Source organism: Saccharopolyspora sp. NPDC050389 (assembly GCF_040655595.1).
Classification (GTDB): Bacteria; Actinomycetota; Actinomycetes; order Mycobacteriales; family Pseudonocardiaceae; genus Saccharopolyspora.
Genome location: NZ_JBFAKG010000099.1, coordinates 1 through 15,804 on the forward strand (window position 1 = coordinate 1; position 15,804 = coordinate 15,804).

Sequence of the window (15,804 nt, forward strand, 5' to 3'; positions counted from 1 at the left end):
CGGGCGAGGTGGGCCTGGCCAGTGCCGGATCGGCCGTGGTGGAGTCCGCGCCGAAGCCGCCGAAGTCCGGTGGTGTGAAGGTCACCGACGAGGGCGAGGGCGGCGTGGCCGTGGCCGAGTTCCTGGCCGGCGAGAAGCTGCTCTGACGTCGTTCACAGGTTTTTCGAGGAGGCATAGGTTTCATGGCTGAGGTTCTGGTCCTCGTCGATCACGTGGACGGCGAGGTCAAGAAGGTCACGCACGAGTTGCTGACCGCGGCGCGCCGGCTGGGCGAGCCGTCGGCGGTGGTGGTCGGTGAGCCGGGTACTGCTGGGAAGCTCACCGATGCGCTGGCCGCTTATGGTGCGGCGAAGGTGTATGCGGCGGAGTCCGCGGAGGCCGCGGAGTTCCTGGTGACCCCGCAGGTCGACGTGCTCGCCAATCTGGTGGGGAGCACGAGCCCGGCGGCGGTGCTGGTGCCGGCGTCGATCGACGGCAAGGAGATCGCGGGCCGGCTGGCGATCCGTATCGGTTCGGGTCTGTTGTCGGAGGTCGTGGACCTCGACGGTGAGGGCGTGGCGTCGCACTCGCTGTTCGGTGGCACCTACGACGCCAAGGCCAAGGTCACCAAGGGCACGCCGGTGATCACCGTGCTGCCGGGCGCGATCGAGCCCGAGCAGGCTGCGGGTGCCGCGGCGGTGGAGTCCGTGGAGGTTCCGGCCGCTACGGGTGCGAAGATCACCGGCCGGCAGCCCGCCGAGGCCGGGGACCGCCCGGAGCTCACCGAAGCCAGCATCGTGGTTTCCGGTGGTCGTGGTGTCGGTTCGGCCGAGTCTTTCGATGTCGTGGAGAAGCTCGCTGACAGCTTGGGTGCTGCGGTGGGTGCCTCGCGTGCGGCGGTGGACTCGGGGTATTACCCGCACCAGTTCCAGGTCGGCCAGACCGGTAAGACGGTGTCCCCGCAGTTGTACGTCGCCCTGGGCATTTCTGGTGCGATTCAGCACCGGGCGGGTATGCAGACGTCGAAGACGATCGTCGCGGTGAACAAGGACCCCGAGGCCCCGATCTTCGAGATCGCCGACTTCGGCGTCGTGGGCGACCTGTTCAAGGTCGCACCGCAGCTCACCGAGGAGATCGGCAAGCGCAAGGGCTGAGCCCCGAGCTGATCTGACGCGGAGGCGGGTCGCACCCAGGTGCGACCCGCCTTCTGCGCGTCAGCCCGCGCGAGCCTCGTCGCGGCCCTGGCAGGCGAGCCGGTCGGCGCGCTCGTTCTCCGGGTGGCCGTTGTGCCCCTTGACCCATTCCCACTGCACGTCGCCGTGGCGCGCGCATTCCGCGTCCAAGCGCTGCCACAGATCGGCGTTCTTGACCGGCTGCTTGGCCGACGTCAGCCAGCCGTTGCGCTTCCAGCCATGCATCCACTGCGTGATGCCCTTGAGCACGTACGTGCTGTCAGTGAAGACGCGCACGGCGGGCATCGGCCGGGTCAGCGCCGCTAGGCCCTCGATGACCGCCATGAGCTCCATCTTGTTGTTCGTCGTCGCGGCGTCCTTGCCGTAGAGCTCGCGCTCGTGGTCGCCGTACCGCAGCACGACGCCCCAGCCGCCCGGGCCGGGGTTTCCGCTGCATGCGCCGTCGGTGTAGAGGTCGACGCAGTCCGTCGTTCGCTGCATACCCCGGAATCTAATCGCCGCCGTCATCGCGTCGGTCCGGCGGTGGGTGACAGGAAAGTTCCCTTGCTCGCGCTGTGGTGCTCGGGGCAATGGAAGAAAGGTTCCCTTGCTCCGTTTTCCAGGGACTGGCGCATGACAGGAAAGTTCCCTTGCTCGCGCTTGGTGGCGTCTGTGGCAGAAAGGTTCCCTTGCTCGCATTTGGTGGCGTCTGTGGCAGAAAGGTTCCCTTGCTCGCGCTTGGTGGCGCCCGTGGCAGAAAGGTTCCCTTGCTCGCATTTGGTGGCGTCCGTGACAGGAAGGTTCCCTTGCTTTTGGGGGTTTGAAAATCGGGTGCGGGGGTTCGTGGGGAGTGGCATGCTCGACGGACGTGCGAATACTGTTCACTGCTGGGCCCGGTTATGGGCTTATGTTGCCGATCGTCCCGTTGATCTGGGCTGCTCGGATTGCCGGGCATGAAGTGCTGGTCGCCACTACTGCCGAAATGCCCGACGTCGTTGCGCGGGCCGGGCTTCCCGTGGTGGACGTTTTCCCGGAGCACGACGTGTGGGATGCGCTGTTGCGCGGGATCACGTCGGAGGGCGACTCGCCCGAGGTTGAGCGGGTGGCCGCTGCCACGGGGTTGTCCGAGGCCTACGAGAAGGTGTCTGAGGCGGGCAATCCGTTCGGGCTGTTCACCCTGACCATGACCGAAGGCACCATCGACGCGGGGCGGGCGTTCGGCGCGGACCTCGTCGTGCACACCACCGATCACGTCGCCGGGCGGTTGGCCGCCGCGGCGCTCGGGGTTCCGGTGCTGGAGGTCGGCAACCGGATTTCCTGGTCGTCGCGGGATGCGGCGTTCCGCAACGGGCGCAATCTCTACGACGATGACGACGTCACCCTTGCTCTGCGGGACAAGTTCGGCATTCCCGACGGCCCGCCGCGGGTGATCGCGCGGATCGATCCGCGGGCGCCCAGCATGGGCGGGCTCGTCGCGGACGAGCCGGATCCGCTGGACGGTGCCCCGTGGTGGTCGATGCGGTTCGTGCCGTTCAACGGCGGTGCCGTGGTTCCCGAGTGGGCGTTGCGGCGGCCGGAGCGCCCGCGGGTCGGCGTCACGCTCGGCACCGTGGTGCCGATCATGAGCGGCACCAGCAACCTTTCGGCCGTGATCGAGGCGCTCGGTGGGATGGACGTGGAGGTGATCCTGGCCGCTGGCAAGACGGATCTCGCCGACCTCGGGACGCTGCCGGCCAACGTGCACTCCGCCGGTTTCCTGCCGCTGTCGACGTTCTTGCCGACCGCTTCGCTGATGGTGCACCACGGCGGTTCCGGCACCACCGCCGCGCCGCTGCACTACGGCGTTCCGCAGCTGGTCCTGCCCGCTTTCGCGGACAACCCGATGTCCGCGGAGCGGGTGGTGGACCGCGGCGTGGGGCTCTCGCACGATCCGGCCACTGTGGACGTTGCCACGGTGCGGGCGATGACCGAGCGGCTGCTCACCGAGCCTGCGTTCCGCGCGGCGGCACGCGAGGTGAGCGAGGAGATGGCCACCCAGCCCAGCCCGTCGTCGATCATCGAGCGCGCGATCCCGCTCGTCAGCAAGGCGGGCGCGTAAGCGCCTCCCGAGTGCTCGGCCGAACCCGGCGCCGGTGCGCCGGGTTCGGCTCGTTCGGCCGCCGGGATCGCAACACCGCCGAGGGTGGCCGGGCGAACCGGTGTCGAGTATCTGCTGTTCGGGCGGGGTTTCCGGAGACCGTTCGGGGCAATGACCGGGTGCCGCACCTGGGATTCACCGAAAGTTCCTGCTCCGTGTCATCGGCTGGTGTGTTGGGCGTTCGCCGCGCGGCGATACACCTGCGGCATGTCCGAGACGCAGCTGCTGGCCAGCGCCGCACCGAGTGCGGCGGCCGACGCCCACTACTCGCTGCTGGTCGCCAGAGACTCCGATGAAGTGCACGCCGCGCAACGCCTGCGCTACCAGGTGTTCGCCGAGGAGATGGGGGCCACGGTCACCGGTCGCGAGTTCGGTGTGGACCGGGATTCCTTCGACGAGCACTGCGACCACCTGATCGTCCGGGACGACCGTTCCGGCGCGGTGGTCGGGACCTACCGGATGCTGCCGCCGGATCGGGCGAAGGCAGCCGGAATGCTGTATTCGGAAACCGAATTCGACCTCTCCGCGCTCGACCCGATGCGCCCCTCGCTGGTGGAGACCGGGCGGTCGTGCGTGCACCCCGATCACCGCAACGGCGCCGTCGTCAGCCTCGTGTGGACGGGGATCGCGCGGTACATGCTGTTGCACGGCCACACGATGCTCGCCGGCTGCGCGTCGGTGGCGTTGGACGACGGAGGCGTTCAGGCCTCGCACGTCTGGAACGCGGTGTCGGCGAAGCACTACGCGCCGGAGGAACAGCGCGTTCACCCCTACCGGCCTTGGGAGCCCTTCGAGGTCACCGGGCGCGCGCCGCTGCCGCCGCTGCTCAAGGGCTACCTGCGGCTTGGTGCTCAGGTGTGCGGCCGTCCGGCGCACGATCCGGACTTCGGGGTGGCCGACTACTTCGTGCTCCTTGATCTCAAGCGCGCCGACCAGCGCTACATGCGCTTCTTCCTGGGCGATTCGGCATGAGCCAGTGGATGCCCACCTCGCCGTGCGGGCCGGGTTGCCTTCCGCCGCGAGACAAGCAGGCGGAAGTGGGGCTCCCCCGGGCGGTGCTGCGGCTGGGTGGGACCGCCGGGTTGTTGCTGGTCGGATGCTTTCTCGTGCTGGCGCTGTCGGTGTTGCGGGCGGCGTGGCGCGATCGGGCGCTGGCGGTGTGGTTCCGGATGTTGTTGCGCACTTTGGGGATCGGTCTGGTGTTCGGGGAGCGGATCCCGCCGGGCGGTGCGCTGATTGTCAGCAACCACGTCTCCTGGCTGGACATCGTCGCGCTGCAGTCGCTTCGCCCGATGCGGATGCTGGCCAAGGTCGAGGTCCGGTCGTGGCCGTTCCTGGGGCCGCTCGCCGGGCGGGTCGGCACCGTGTACATCGATCGCGACCGGCTCTCGGCGTTGCCCGGTGCGGTGCGGACCATCGCCGACGAGTTGCGCGCCGGGGCCGTGATCGGTGCCTTCCCCGAAGGGACGACCTGGTGCGGGCGGGCTTCCGGGCGGTTCCGGCCCGCCGTCTTCCAGGCCGCGGTCGACGCGGGCGTGCGGATGCAGCCGGTTGCGCTGCGGTTCCGGACCGCCGCCGGGGACCCGACCACCGCGGCCGCGTTCCTGGGCGATGCCACGCTGGTCGACTCGGTCCTCGCGGTGGCGAGGATGCGGGACCTGGTCGTGGAGCTGGTGGTGCTGCCCGAGCTGGTCGGCACCGACCGCCGCGAACTGGCCAGGCAGGCGCAGGACGCGATCGCCGCGGCCACCGGTTCCGCACCGGGCCACCAGGTGCAGACGGGGCATCGCGCCGGGCAGCGCATAGCCGCCTGAAGACCCGTGCGTGCTTTCGGGCGCCATGACACCCGAAAGCACGCACGGGTCTTGATCCGCTTACGCAGAAAGAGTGTGGAAATCGCCGGTTTGGCGACAATTGCTGGACCTCGACCCGGGTGCAGGTTGCAGGCTTGCGGGGTGGCCACTGTTGAGAAGTCCCAGAGCGCCCTGTGGAATCCCCAACGTCGCACCTTCACCGCCGGACTGATTCTGGTCATCACCCTGGTTGCCTTCGAGGCCATGGGGTTGGGCACCGCCTTGCCCACGATCGTCGCCGAGCTCGATGCGCAGCACTGGTATTCCTGGCCGTTCACCGTCTTCCTGGCGGCCGCAGCCATCGGCACGGTGCTCGGCGGGAGGCAGTCGGACCGGCGTGGGCCCGCGCTTCCACTGCTGCTCGCGCTGCCGACGTTCGCGGTCGGATTGGTCGTCGCCGCCGCTGCGCCGAACATCCTGGTCCTGCTCGTTGCGCGGGTGCTGCAGGGGCTCGGCGGCGGGGTGTTGATCGTCGCGCTCTACGTGATGATCGGCAGGGTCTTCCCCGAGGAAGACCGGCCCGCGGCGTTCGGTGCGCTGTCGTCGGCGTGGGTGGTGCCCGCGCTGGTGGGGCCGGTGATCGCGGGATTCCTCACCGAGCAAGCGAGCTGGCGATGGGTGTTCCTCGGGCTCGCGCCGCTGGTGTGCATCGGCACGGTCATGCTGGTCCCGACGGTGCGGCGCTTCGGCGCGCGCTCGGGCGAACCGTCGCCGCAGCGGCGCGGGCTGCCGCTGGCGGCAGTGGGGGCCGCGGCCGGTGTGGTGGCGTTGAACTTCGCCGTGCAGAACCCTTCGCTGCCGTCGTTGTTCCTGGGCCTGGCTGGGATCGCGGTGGTAGCGCCGTCGATCCGCCTGCTGCTGCCCAAAGGCACGCTCCTCGCTCGGCCCGGGCTTCCGGTGATGGTGCTCTCGCGCGGGTTGCTCGCCGGACTGTTCTTCACCGCGCAGGCCTTCGTGCCGCTGACGCTGGCGGTGGTGCACCACTATTCGCCGACCACCGCCGGAATGCCGCTGACCGTCGGGTCGATCGGCTGGACCGTCGGCGCCCTGTGGCAGAGCAGGCAGCGGAACCTCCGCCGGGAGTACGTGGTCGCGACCGGATTCTTGCTGGTCGGCTTCGGGTTGGCCGGGCTCGCGCTGACCTTGCCCGCGTGGGGACCGCACTGGTTGCTGTTCGCCTTCTGGTTCGTCGCCGGCATCGGGATGGGCATCGCCGTGGCCAGCACCGCGGTGCGGGTGCTCGCGCTGTCGCCGGAGGGCGAGCGCGGGTTCAACTCGGCGGCGCTGCAGATCTCCGACATGCTGGGGCAGGCTTCGCTGGTGGGCCTCGGCGGTGTCGTGGTCGGCGCCCTGGCCACCGCGACCGCGCCGACCAGGGGCGTCGTGCCGCTGGATCTGGCGCTGGTCGTGGGTGCCGTGCTGGGGGCCTTGCTGCTCGTCCGTTCGGCCCGCGGCCAAACGTCCTGACCTGCGCCTTCCGTCGGACCGCGAGGTGGGCTCGGGTTCGCCCTGCATTACCCTGGACAGCGCGATGACTTACCTCGACCACGCAGCCACGACACCGATGCGGCCAGGGGCGGTCGCAGCGATGACTGAGGCGTTGACCAGGATCGGCAACGCCTCGTCCCTGCACACCTCGGGTCGCCGGGCGCGCCGTGCGGTGGAGGAGTCGCGGGAGGACATCGCCGATGCGCTGGGCGCTCGGCCGTCGGAGGTGCTGTTCACCGCGGGCGGCACCGAGAGCGACAACCTGGCGGTCAAGGGGATCTTCTGGGCGCGGCGGGCCGCGGACCCGGCCCGGCGGCGCGTGCTGGCCTCGACCGTCGAGCACCACGCGGTGCTGGACGCCGTCGAGTGGCTGGCCGAGCACGAGGGCGCCGAGGTGACCTGGCTGGCGGCCGACTCGCACGGCCGGGTGCGCCCGGAGGTGTTCGAGGCGGCCCTCGCCGAGAACCCGGATGACGTGGCCGTGGCCACCGTCATGTGGGCCAACAACGAGGTCGGCACCGTCAACGCGATCTCGGAGCTGGCCGCGATCGCCGACCGCTACGGGGTGCCGCTGCACACCGATGCCGTGCAGGCCGTCGAAACGCTGCCGGTGGACTTCGCGGCCTCCGGCGTCGCGGCGCTGACCATGACCGGGCACAAGGTCGGCGGACCGTACGGCGTCGGCGTGCTGCTGCTGTCGCGGGACGTCAAGTGCACCCCTGTGCTGCACGGCGGCGGCCAGGAGCGCGAGGTCCGGTCGGGCACCCTCGACACGCCTGGTGTGCTGGGCTTGGCATCGGCCGTGCGCGAGGCGGTCGACGCGCGCGAATCGCACGCGCCGCAACTGACCAAGCTGCGCGACGAGCTGATCGCCGGAGTGCGCGCCGCGGTGCCGGACGTGGTGCTCAACGGCGATCCGGGGCACGACGTCGTGGGCGGCGGGCCGTCGCGGCTGCCCGGCAACGCGCATTTCACGTTCCCCGGCTGCGAAGGCGACAGCCTGCTGATGCTGCTGGATGCCAAGGGGATCGAGTGCTCCACCGGCTCCGCCTGCACCGCGGGAGTTTCGGAGCCCAGCCACGTGCTGCTGGCGATGGGGGCGGACCCGAAGGCCGCGCGCGGATCGCTGCGCTTCTCGCTGGGGCACACCTCGACCGCGGCCGATGTACAGGCACTCACCGGGGCCATCGGGCCGGTGGTGCAACGAGCGCGTAGCGCCGGTCTGGCCGGGTTGCGCCGATCTTCGGCGGGGTCGACGACCGCCGCCACGGAGGTGTGAGGCGTGCGAGTACTGGCAGCCATGAGCGGCGGCGTGGATTCCGCCGTCGCCGCCGCCCGAGCGGTCGCTGCAGGCCATGACGTGGTCGGCGTGCACCTGGCGCTGTCGGCGAAGCCCGGCACGCTGCGCACCGGCGCCCGCGGGTGCTGCACGATCGAGGACTCCCGGGACGCGCGCCGCGCCGCCGACCTGTTGGGCATCCCGTTCTACGTGTGGGACTTCGCGGAGCGGTTCACCGAGGAGGTCATCGAGTCCTTCGTCGGCGAGTACGCCGCCGGCCGCACCCCGAACCCGTGCCTGACCTGCAACGAGAAGATCAAGTTCGAGGCGCTGCTGGACAAGGCGATGGCGCTCGGCTTCGACGCTGTCTGCACCGGCCACTACGCCCGGCTGTCCATCGTGGACGGTGTGCCGGAGCTGCGGCGCAGCCGGGACGACGGCAAGGACCAGTCCTACGTGCTGGCCTCGCTGACCGCCGAGCAGCTGCGGCACTCGATGTTCCCGCTCGGCGACTCGCTGAAGTCCGAGGTGCGGGTGGAGGCCGCCGAGCAGGACCTGGCGGTGGCAAAGAAGCCGGACAGCCACGACATCTGCTTCATCCCGGACGGCGACACCAAGAAGTTCCTGGAGACCAAGCTCGGCCAGACGCCGGGCAAGCTGGTCGACGCCGAGACTGGCGCGGTGCTCGGCGAGCACACCGGAGTGCACGGATTCACGGTCGGCCAGCGCAAGGGGCTCGGCATCGACGCCCCGGCCGCGGACGGCCGGCCGCGTTACGTGCTCTCGCTGGAGCCGGTGTCGGGAACCGTCCAGGTGGGTTCGGCGGATCGGCTGTCGGTCACCGAGATCGACGCGAAGCGGCCGATCTGGCCGTCCGAGCGGCCGTTGGACGGGCCGACGGAGTGCGTGATCCAGGTCCGCGCCCACGGCGGCACGGCCGAGGCGGTCGCCGAGGCCGGCGAGGACGGCATCCGCGTCCAGCTCCGCCAGCCGCTGCGCGGCGTGGCGCCGGGGCAGGCGGTCGTCCTGTACCGCCCGGACGCCGCGGGCGACCTCGTCCTCGGCAGCGGCATCATCTCCGCCACCCGTTGACCTGCTCGTGAGTGATCGTTCCGGTAAGAACCGGAACGATCACTCACGAGGTGGCGAGCGCGGCGATCCGGTCCGGCTGTTCGTCGGTGCTCAAGTGCCCGGCTGACGGGATCACGCCGAGCTCCAGTCCGAGTGAGCGCTGGAGCGCGGGAGCCAGTGCGCGAGCTGGGAAGTACCTGTCGTGCTCCCCGGAGACGACCACGCGGTCCACGCGGCGATCCGCCACCACGGCGCGGCCGGGATCCAAGCTCGACCGGACGTGGCGGGCGATCAGCGTCATCCAGTCGACCAGTTCCCGGCGCGGGCGGTTTTCCGGTGCGTGCATGGTTTCGAGCAGGCGCGCGCTGGCCGCCGGGCTGCGGCGGAGGAGCCACGACGTAGCTGGAACGAGGATGCCGGGTCCGGTTCGCGCCCGCACCAGACCTCCGGGCGATGCGAGCACCTGCCGGACGACCAGGGGCAAGTCGCTGGACAGCGCGATCGCCGCGCCCAGGGAGTGGCCGACGAGCACGGCCGGGCCTTCGGCGGTCTGGGTGATCAAGTCGGTCAGCCATCGCCCATACCAGGCCAGACGCCGTCCCGCAGGTGCTCGTTCCGCACTGCTGAGGCCGGGCTGGCCGGGAACGTCCGGCAGCACCATCCGGGACCGCGCGGCCAGCGCGGTGGCCAGCGGCAGGCAGCTGGCCGCGTTGAAGTTCGTCCCGGGCACGAACACCACGGTTCGTGAACCCCCGCCGGCCACGACCGCGTGGGTGGCGGCGCCATTGGCGGTGATCATCAGGCGTTGGTGCGGCACCGGCCATGCGTCGAGCCGTTCGGTGCACCACTGCGCAATGGCGTCTCGTCCCCGGGCGCTTCGGTAGATGTCGCTGCTCATGCGGCCGGTGCGTAGTCGCGGAGGTCGATCGCGTTGGCTGCGTTCTGGATTCCCTTGGACATGCCGTTCAGCTGCGGGAAGTGGCGCATCAGGCGGAACATCTGGTTGCGCAGCCACAGGCCGGTGGCCGTCTTCGGGATCAGCGCCTTCGCCCCGTCCGTCGCCACGCCCTGGTTCTGCGTCACGAAGTTGCGCATTTCCGCCTCGTAGCGGCGGAACGCGGTCTGGTGGTCGCCGTCGGCGGCGAGCAGTTCGCCTGCCAGCACGTAGGCGCCGACCAGCGCGAGGCTGGAGCCCTGGCCCGACAGCGGCGACGGGCAGTAGCCCGCGTCGCCGAGCAGCACCACCCGGCCTCGTGCCCAGTCGTCGAGGTGGATCTGGGAGATCGAGTCGAAGTAGAAGTCTGGTGCCCGGCGGGCCTCTTCGAGCAGCCTGGGCACCTCCCAGCCGTCGGTGAAGGCCTTGTCCAGCAAGGCGATCTGGGTCCGCGGGTCGCGGGGGTCGAAGCGCAGTTCCGGTGATTTGAATCCGAGGATCGCCTTCGCGCCGGTGTCGGTGCGCGCCCGGTACAGCCCGGCCAGCCTGCCCGGCGCGTTGTAGACCTCGGTCCAGCGGTCCAGGCCAAGGAAGTTGTCGACGCTGAAGATCGAGATGTGGTAGCCGAGGTAGCGGCGGAAGCCGGTTTCCGGGCCGAACGCCAGCTGCCGGACGGTGGAGTGCATCCCGTCGGCGCCGACCACGAGGTCGAATTCGCGCGGCGAGTGGTGCTCGAACGTCACACGGACCGCGTCGGTGTGCTGCTCGATGGCGGTGATGGAGTCGCCCAACAGGTACTCGGTGTCGTCGGTGCGCTCGTAGAGGATCCGGCTGAGCGTGCCGCGCATGAGCTCGACGTCGCCGCCCTCGGCCCCCATCAGCTCGTCCATGCGCACCTCGACCAGCGGTCGGCGCGCGCTGTCGACGATGGTCATGCCGCGATTCCCGGTGCGCGCCTCCTGCAGGTCCGACAGGATGCCCATCCGCTCGGCGACCTCGACCGCCGCTCCGCGGACGTCGATGGCGTAGCCGCCGTGGCGGATTGCGGGCGCGCGCTCCACCACGGTCGGGTTGAAACCGTACCTGCGCAGCCAGAACGCGAGTGCCGGCCCGGCGATGCCGGCGCCGGAGATCAGGATGTTCATGTGCCCCAAGCTAGCCCGCATACTTACCGGGCGGCAAGTAAATTACCGGGCGGCTAGTAGTAAGATTCGCGGCGAGGAGGACGCCGATGCCGAGAACACGGGTCGACACCCGGGCGGAGATCCGCGCGGTCGCCGCGGAGCTGTTCGCCCGCCAGGGGTTCGAGAAGACGAGCCTGCGGGAGGTCGCCGAGCGGCTCGACATCACCAAAGCCGCGCTGTACTACCACTTCCCGTCCAAGGCGGATCTGGTGCGCGGCATCGTCCAGCCGTTCGTCGACGAGGTCGAGGCCCTGCTGGCCGACCGCGAGGCGGCCGCGGACGTCGACGCGCGGCAGTTTCTCGCCGACTACTTCGACGTGGTCCTGCGGTATCGGCAGGTGTTCGAGATGATCCTGCGGGATGTTTCGGCGATCGCGGAACTCGACCTGATGCGGCAGATGCTCGCCTGGCGCGACCGGACCTACGTCCTGCTGGTCGGGCCCGGCGCGTCGCCGGCTCAGATCGCCCGGGCGACCGTTGCGATCGGCGGCTTGCAGGACTGCGCGACCACCGAGGGGCCGGCGGAGGAGTTCCGCGACGCCGCGCTGGAAGCGGCCGTCGCAGCGCTGCGCTCCTGATCTTGTCGGCTGCCGTCGCGCTGCGACAGGATGTGTGCATGACTTCACTGCACGTGACGGAGTTGGGCGACGGGATTCGCGCGGTGTTCGTGCACGGTTCTGGCACCTGGGCCGTGCATGAGGTGTTCGGGTTCGACGCCCAGCTTCCGCTGGCCGAGGAATTCCGGCTGGTGCTACCGGATCGGCGAGGTTACGGGCGGAGCCCGGAGGTCGAACGCAGCGACTACGCCCAGGACGCGGACGACATCGCCGGGCTGCTCGACGGCGGCGCGCACCTCGTCGGTCACTCCTCCGGGGCCGTGGTCGCGATGCTGGCCGCGGCGCGGAATCCGGAGTCGGTCCGCTCCCTGACGCTAATCGAGCCGGCCTGCTTCCAGGTCGCCGCGGATGCTCCGCTGGTCGCCGCGGCGTTGGAGCGCAATCGAGACGCGCTCGCGTCGGTGCCGCCGGATCTGTCCGATGAGGACCTGGTTCGGCTCAACTTCGAATCCGTGGGCTTCGAGGCGCCGCCGGTGACACCGGAGCTCGTGCGGGCGACGCGCAGCGCGCTGCACGAGATTCCTTCCTGGGGAGCTCAAATCCCGGTCGAACCGCTCGCCGCGGCGACCTGGCCCGCGCTGGTCATCAACGGCGGCTGGGACGAGGCCCCGCAGGCATACCGGGAGCACGGCGGGGAACCGATCATGGAATGCGCGCGCGTGACGGCGGAGCGCATCGATGCCGATCGTCTTCAGGTGCCGGGCGCGTCGCACTGGCCGCACAGCCAGCAGCCCGGTGTCGTAAACGACGCGCTGCGTGAGTTGTGGCGTCGTTGACGGTCTAGTGCGGGGCCCGTTTCGCGGTTAGTGTCTGGCATCACGCCGTGAACAGGGAGGTCCTGTGCTTGATCTTCGTGCCAGCACAGTCGCAGACGTGTTGCGGCGCAGCGCCGCGCGAGTCCCGGACCGCGAGGCATTGCGATTCGTCGACGGTGCCGGGCAAGAGCGGGTCTGGACCTATGCCGAGCTCGACGCCGCCGTCACCCGCGCCGCCGCGGCGCTGCTGACCGCCGGGGCGCGCCAAGGCGACCGGATCGCGGCCTACGGCAAGAACTCCGACGCCTACCTGATCGGATTCCTCGCCTGCGCGCGGGCGGGCCTGGTGCACGTGCCGATCAACTACAACCTGACCTCGGGCGAACTCGCCTACCTGCTGGCGCAGTCCGGCAGCAGCATCGCCCTGGTGGACCCGGCCCTGGCCGACCGGCTCGCCGAAGTCCGCCCAGACACGTCGGTCGAGCGCGTGATCCCGTTGCGCGACAGCGCGGATTCGCTGCTGGCGCAGTGCATCGACGGCCCGGTTCCGGAGCTGGACGTCGCCGTCGCGGATGACGCGCTGGTCCAGCTGCTCTACACCTCGGGCACTACCTCGCAGCCCAAGGGCGCGATGATGACGCATCGCGCGCTGCTGCACGAGTACGTGTCCTGCGTGGTGGCGCTGGACTTCCGCGAGGAAGACCGGCCGCTGCACGTGATGCCGCTGTACCACTCGGCGCAGATGCACGTGTTCCTGTTGCCGCAGCTGATGATCGGCTCCACCAACCGGTTGGTGGAGGTGCCCGACCCGGGCGACGTGCTGCGGCGGATCGAGGACGAGGGGATCGGCTCGTTCTTCGCCGCACCAACGGTTTGGGTGGCGCTGGCCAACCACGCCGAGTTCGCCACCCGCGACCTGAAAACCCTGCGCAAGGCCTACTACGGCGCCTCGATCATGCCCGGACCGGTGCTGCAGCGGCTGCGGGAACGGCTGCCGGAGCTCGGTTTCTACAACTGCTTCGGACAATCCGAGATCGCTCCACTCGCGACGGTGCTGCGGCCCGAGGAACACGACGAGCGGCCGGATTCCGCCGGGCGGCCGGTGCTCTTCGTGGAAGCGAAGGTCGTCGACGAGCAGGGCGAAGAGGTCGCGCCGGGAGAGCTGGGCGAGATCGTCTACCGCTCGCCGCAGCTGTGCACCGGGTACTGGAACAAGCCGGCGGAGACCGCCGAGGCGTTCCGCGGCGGCTGGTTCCACTCCGGCGACCTCGTGCGGCGCGACTCGGCGGGCTACTGCTTCGTCGTCGACCGGATCAAGGACGTGATCAACACCGGTGGTGTCCTGGTCGCCTCCCGCGAGGTGGAGGACGCGCTGTACGGCCACCCGGCGGTGGCCGAGGTGGCGGTGATCGCGGTGCCCGATCCGAAGTGGATCGAGCGCATCGCGGCCGTGGTGGTCGCCAAGGCCGAGGTGTCGGAGGCGGAGCTGCTGGAGCACGCGCGCGGCAGCCTGGCCGGCTTCAAGGTGCCGAAGGAGATTCGCTTCGTCGACGACCTGCCGCGCAACAGCTCGGGCAAGCTCCTCAAGCGCGTCCTCCGCGACAAGTTCACCGGCTGATCCGGGGCCAGGAGAGGCGTTTCTGCAGGCCAGGGGCCGTGCATGTTTTGTGTCGCTATAGCAGCAGAAAACACGCACGGCCGGTGACCAGTGCACCGAGAGGCTCAAGGGGCGATTGCGCTGGAGGGCTCGGCGGCTCTGGGTGCCTCGGCGCGGTGGCCGGTCGGGCGGGTGCCGGTGGGCCGTCGATAATGGCGGGGTGAGTGACGCAGCTTGGGGCCCCGGGATCGCCACCGCCATCGGGTCGATGCCCGGCGCCGATCCGGTCGAGGTGGCGCGCACGGTCGTCGGCGAGCTGCCGGGTCTGATGCCCTTCCCGGAGTTGCCGGGGCGCGGTGTCGGCGCCGACATCCTCGGCCGCACCGCCGGCCTGCTGGTCGACCTCGCCGTCGAAGTGGTGCCCTCCGGCTACCGGGTCGCCTCCCGGCCCGGCCGGGACCAGCGTCGCGCCGTCGACCTGCTGCGCTGGGACCTGGACGCCGTGGAGCAGGCGGCGTCCGAAGCGGGCGCGCCGCGCGTGGTGAAGGTGCAGGCGGCGGGCCCGTGGACGCTGACGGCCGGAATCGAGCTGCACCGCGGGCACCGGGTGCTGACCGATCAGGGCGCGCTGCGCGACTTCGCCGAGTCGCTGACCGAAGGCCTGATCCGGCATGCCGAGCAGGTCGCCGCCCGCACCGGCTCCCGGGTCGTCGTGCAGCTCGACGAGCCCGCCCTGCCCGCGGTGCTGGCCGGGGCGCTGCCCACGCCCTCCGGCTACGGCAAGGTGCCCGCGGTCCCGGAACCGGATGCGCAGCGCCTGCTGGCCGAGGTGATCGAGAAGCTCGCGGCGGCAACGAACTCGCCCGTGGTCGTGCACTGCTGCGCCCCCCGCCCGCCGGTCGCGTTGCTGCGCCGCGCCGGAGCCGGGGCGATCGCGTTGGACGCCACGAAGCTCGGCGACGTGTCCGGTTGCCTCGCCGACGAACTCGGCGAGGCGTGGGAAGAGGGCACGACGTTGTTCCTCGGCCTGGTCCCGAGCACGGAACCGGCGGGCGAAACCCGGCTGCGCCAGATCGCCCAGCCGGCCTTCGGCCTGGCCTCCCGCCTCGGCTTCGCCCGGCGAGCGCTGGCCGAGCGCAGCGTCCCGACCCCGACCTGCGGCCTCGCGGGCGCGACGCCGGCCTGGTCCCGCCGAGCCATCAGCCTCACCCGAGACCTCGCGAACCTCTTCGCCGACGAAGCCGACCAGTAGCGAACCGCTCTCCGCAGCGTGATCGATCGGCTACCGTGAGGAAGATCGAGATGGTTAGCTGCGGAAGGTTTGCGAGATGGCCCGCTGGCTGGTCGGTTTCCACCTGTCCGAAGACACCCCGGAGCGCCTGGAGAGCCTGACGCAACGGCTGCTCGCCGAGCTGCGCGAGCTGGGCGCGGTCCGGGTGGACCGGGTGCGGGGCGGCGAAGGCCCGGAAGGCGCGAAATCCGGCGCGGCGCTGGAGATCGGCCAACTCGTGCTGAGCGGAATCTTCTCGGCAGCCACGGCAGCGGCGTGCGCGAAGGTGATGGTCGCCCGCTTCGACCAGGCCAAGGCCCGCCGGGTGAGCATCGAAAGGGAAGGCGAGAAGGTCGAATTCGACGGCCTGACCGCGAAAGACCAGCACCTGCTGGTAGAAGCGATCGCAGCGAAGCTCCTCGACGAGGACCCCGACGGCGGCGCCTCGGGCCAGCGGTAGGCGGCGTG

15 protein-coding genes and 1 pseudogene are annotated in these 15,804 nt (G+C 70.4%); 13 read left to right on the forward strand and 3 right to left on the reverse strand.

The genetic code is table 11. The annotated features are described in order from the left end of the window. Window positions 1–146: pseudogene (locus AB0I53_RS40830) on the forward strand (electron transfer flavoprotein subunit beta); the annotation flags it as partial. A 36-nt stretch (window positions 147–182) separates the two neighbouring features. Further along, window positions 183–1,133, forward strand: a complete 951-nt coding sequence (locus tag AB0I53_RS40835; protein WP_358614417.1) for an electron transfer flavoprotein subunit alpha/FixB family protein — start codon at window positions 183–185, stop codon at window positions 1,131–1,133. Window positions 1,134–1,193: 60 nt separating this feature from the next. Here the strand turns inward: AB0I53_RS40835 and rnhA are convergent, their stop codons facing one another. Beyond that, window positions 1,194–1,652, reverse strand: coding sequence for a ribonuclease HI (rnhA, locus tag AB0I53_RS40840; RefSeq protein WP_358614418.1), 459 nt, complete (start codon window positions 1,650–1,652; stop codon window positions 1,194–1,196). 481 nt (window positions 1,653–2,133) lie between these two features. Between rnhA and AB0I53_RS40845 the strand changes: the two genes are divergently transcribed. From AB0I53_RS40845 to mnmA, 6 genes are all read left to right on the forward strand, one after another. Next, a complete protein-coding gene (locus tag AB0I53_RS40845) occupies window positions 2,134–3,249 on the forward strand; it encodes a nucleotide disphospho-sugar-binding domain-containing protein (RefSeq protein WP_358614419.1) in 1,116 nt (371 codons plus the stop codon). A 246-nt stretch (window positions 3,250–3,495) separates the two neighbouring features. Further along, complete coding sequence (locus AB0I53_RS40850) at window positions 3,496–4,260, forward strand: GNAT family N-acyltransferase (protein WP_358614420.1); 765 nt, start codon at window positions 3,496–3,498, stop codon at window positions 4,258–4,260. Window positions 4,261–4,325: 65 nt separating this feature from the next. Further along, window positions 4,326–5,102: a lysophospholipid acyltransferase family protein gene (locus AB0I53_RS40855; RefSeq protein ID WP_358614421.1), complete on the forward strand. Its 777-nt coding sequence runs from the start codon at window positions 4,326–4,328 to the stop codon at window positions 5,100–5,102. Window positions 5,103–5,243: 141 nt separating this feature from the next. Continuing rightward, window positions 5,244–6,608: an MFS transporter gene (locus tag AB0I53_RS40860; protein WP_358614422.1), complete on the forward strand. Its 1,365-nt coding sequence runs from the start codon at window positions 5,244–5,246 to the stop codon at window positions 6,606–6,608. 64 nt (window positions 6,609–6,672) lie between these two features. Beyond that, a complete protein-coding gene (locus AB0I53_RS40865; protein WP_358614423.1) occupies window positions 6,673–7,908 on the forward strand; it encodes a cysteine desulfurase family protein in 1,236 nt (411 codons plus the stop codon). Between the two features lie 3 nt (window positions 7,909–7,911). Next, complete coding sequence (mnmA, locus tag AB0I53_RS40870; RefSeq protein ID WP_358614424.1) at window positions 7,912–9,000, forward strand: tRNA 2-thiouridine(34) synthase MnmA; 1,089 nt, start codon at window positions 7,912–7,914, stop codon at window positions 8,998–9,000. A 43-nt stretch (window positions 9,001–9,043) separates the two neighbouring features. Here mnmA and AB0I53_RS40875 read toward each other — a convergent pair whose 3' ends face one another. Together AB0I53_RS40875 and AB0I53_RS40880 are read right to left on the reverse strand one after the other, a co-directional pair. Further along, window positions 9,044–9,877, reverse strand: a complete 834-nt coding sequence (locus tag AB0I53_RS40875; RefSeq protein ID WP_358614425.1) for an alpha/beta hydrolase — start codon at window positions 9,875–9,877, stop codon at window positions 9,044–9,046. Beyond that, window positions 9,874–11,058, reverse strand: coding sequence for an FAD-dependent monooxygenase (locus AB0I53_RS40880; protein ID WP_358614426.1), 1,185 nt, complete (start codon window positions 11,056–11,058; stop codon window positions 9,874–9,876). Before AB0I53_RS40880 ends, AB0I53_RS40875 begins: the two co-directional genes overlap by 4 nt. Window positions 11,059–11,144: 86 nt before the next feature. Between AB0I53_RS40880 and AB0I53_RS40885 the strand changes: the two genes are divergently transcribed. The 5 genes from AB0I53_RS40885 to AB0I53_RS40905 all read left to right on the forward strand — a co-directional run bounded on the left by AB0I53_RS40885 (window position 11,145) and on the right by AB0I53_RS40905 (window position 15,796). Further along, window positions 11,145–11,675, forward strand: coding sequence for a helix-turn-helix domain-containing protein (locus tag AB0I53_RS40885; RefSeq protein ID WP_358614427.1), 531 nt, complete (start codon window positions 11,145–11,147; stop codon window positions 11,673–11,675). Between the two features lie 38 nt (window positions 11,676–11,713). Continuing rightward, window positions 11,714–12,490 (forward strand): alpha/beta hydrolase, encoded by a 777-nt coding sequence (locus tag AB0I53_RS40890; RefSeq protein WP_358614428.1) that lies wholly within the window; start codon window positions 11,714–11,716, stop codon window positions 12,488–12,490. 64 nt (window positions 12,491–12,554) lie between these two features. Next, a complete protein-coding gene (locus AB0I53_RS40895; protein ID WP_358614429.1) occupies window positions 12,555–14,087 on the forward strand; it encodes a fatty acyl-CoA synthetase in 1,533 nt (510 codons plus the stop codon). Between the two features lie 199 nt (window positions 14,088–14,286). Next, a complete protein-coding gene (locus AB0I53_RS40900) occupies window positions 14,287–15,318 on the forward strand; it encodes a methionine synthase (RefSeq protein ID WP_358614430.1) in 1,032 nt (343 codons plus the stop codon). Window positions 15,319–15,394: 76 nt separating this feature from the next. After that, window positions 15,395–15,796 (forward strand): hypothetical protein, encoded by a 402-nt coding sequence (locus tag AB0I53_RS40905; protein WP_358614431.1) that lies wholly within the window; start codon window positions 15,395–15,397, stop codon window positions 15,794–15,796. Window positions 15,797–15,804: the final 8 nt, after the last annotated feature.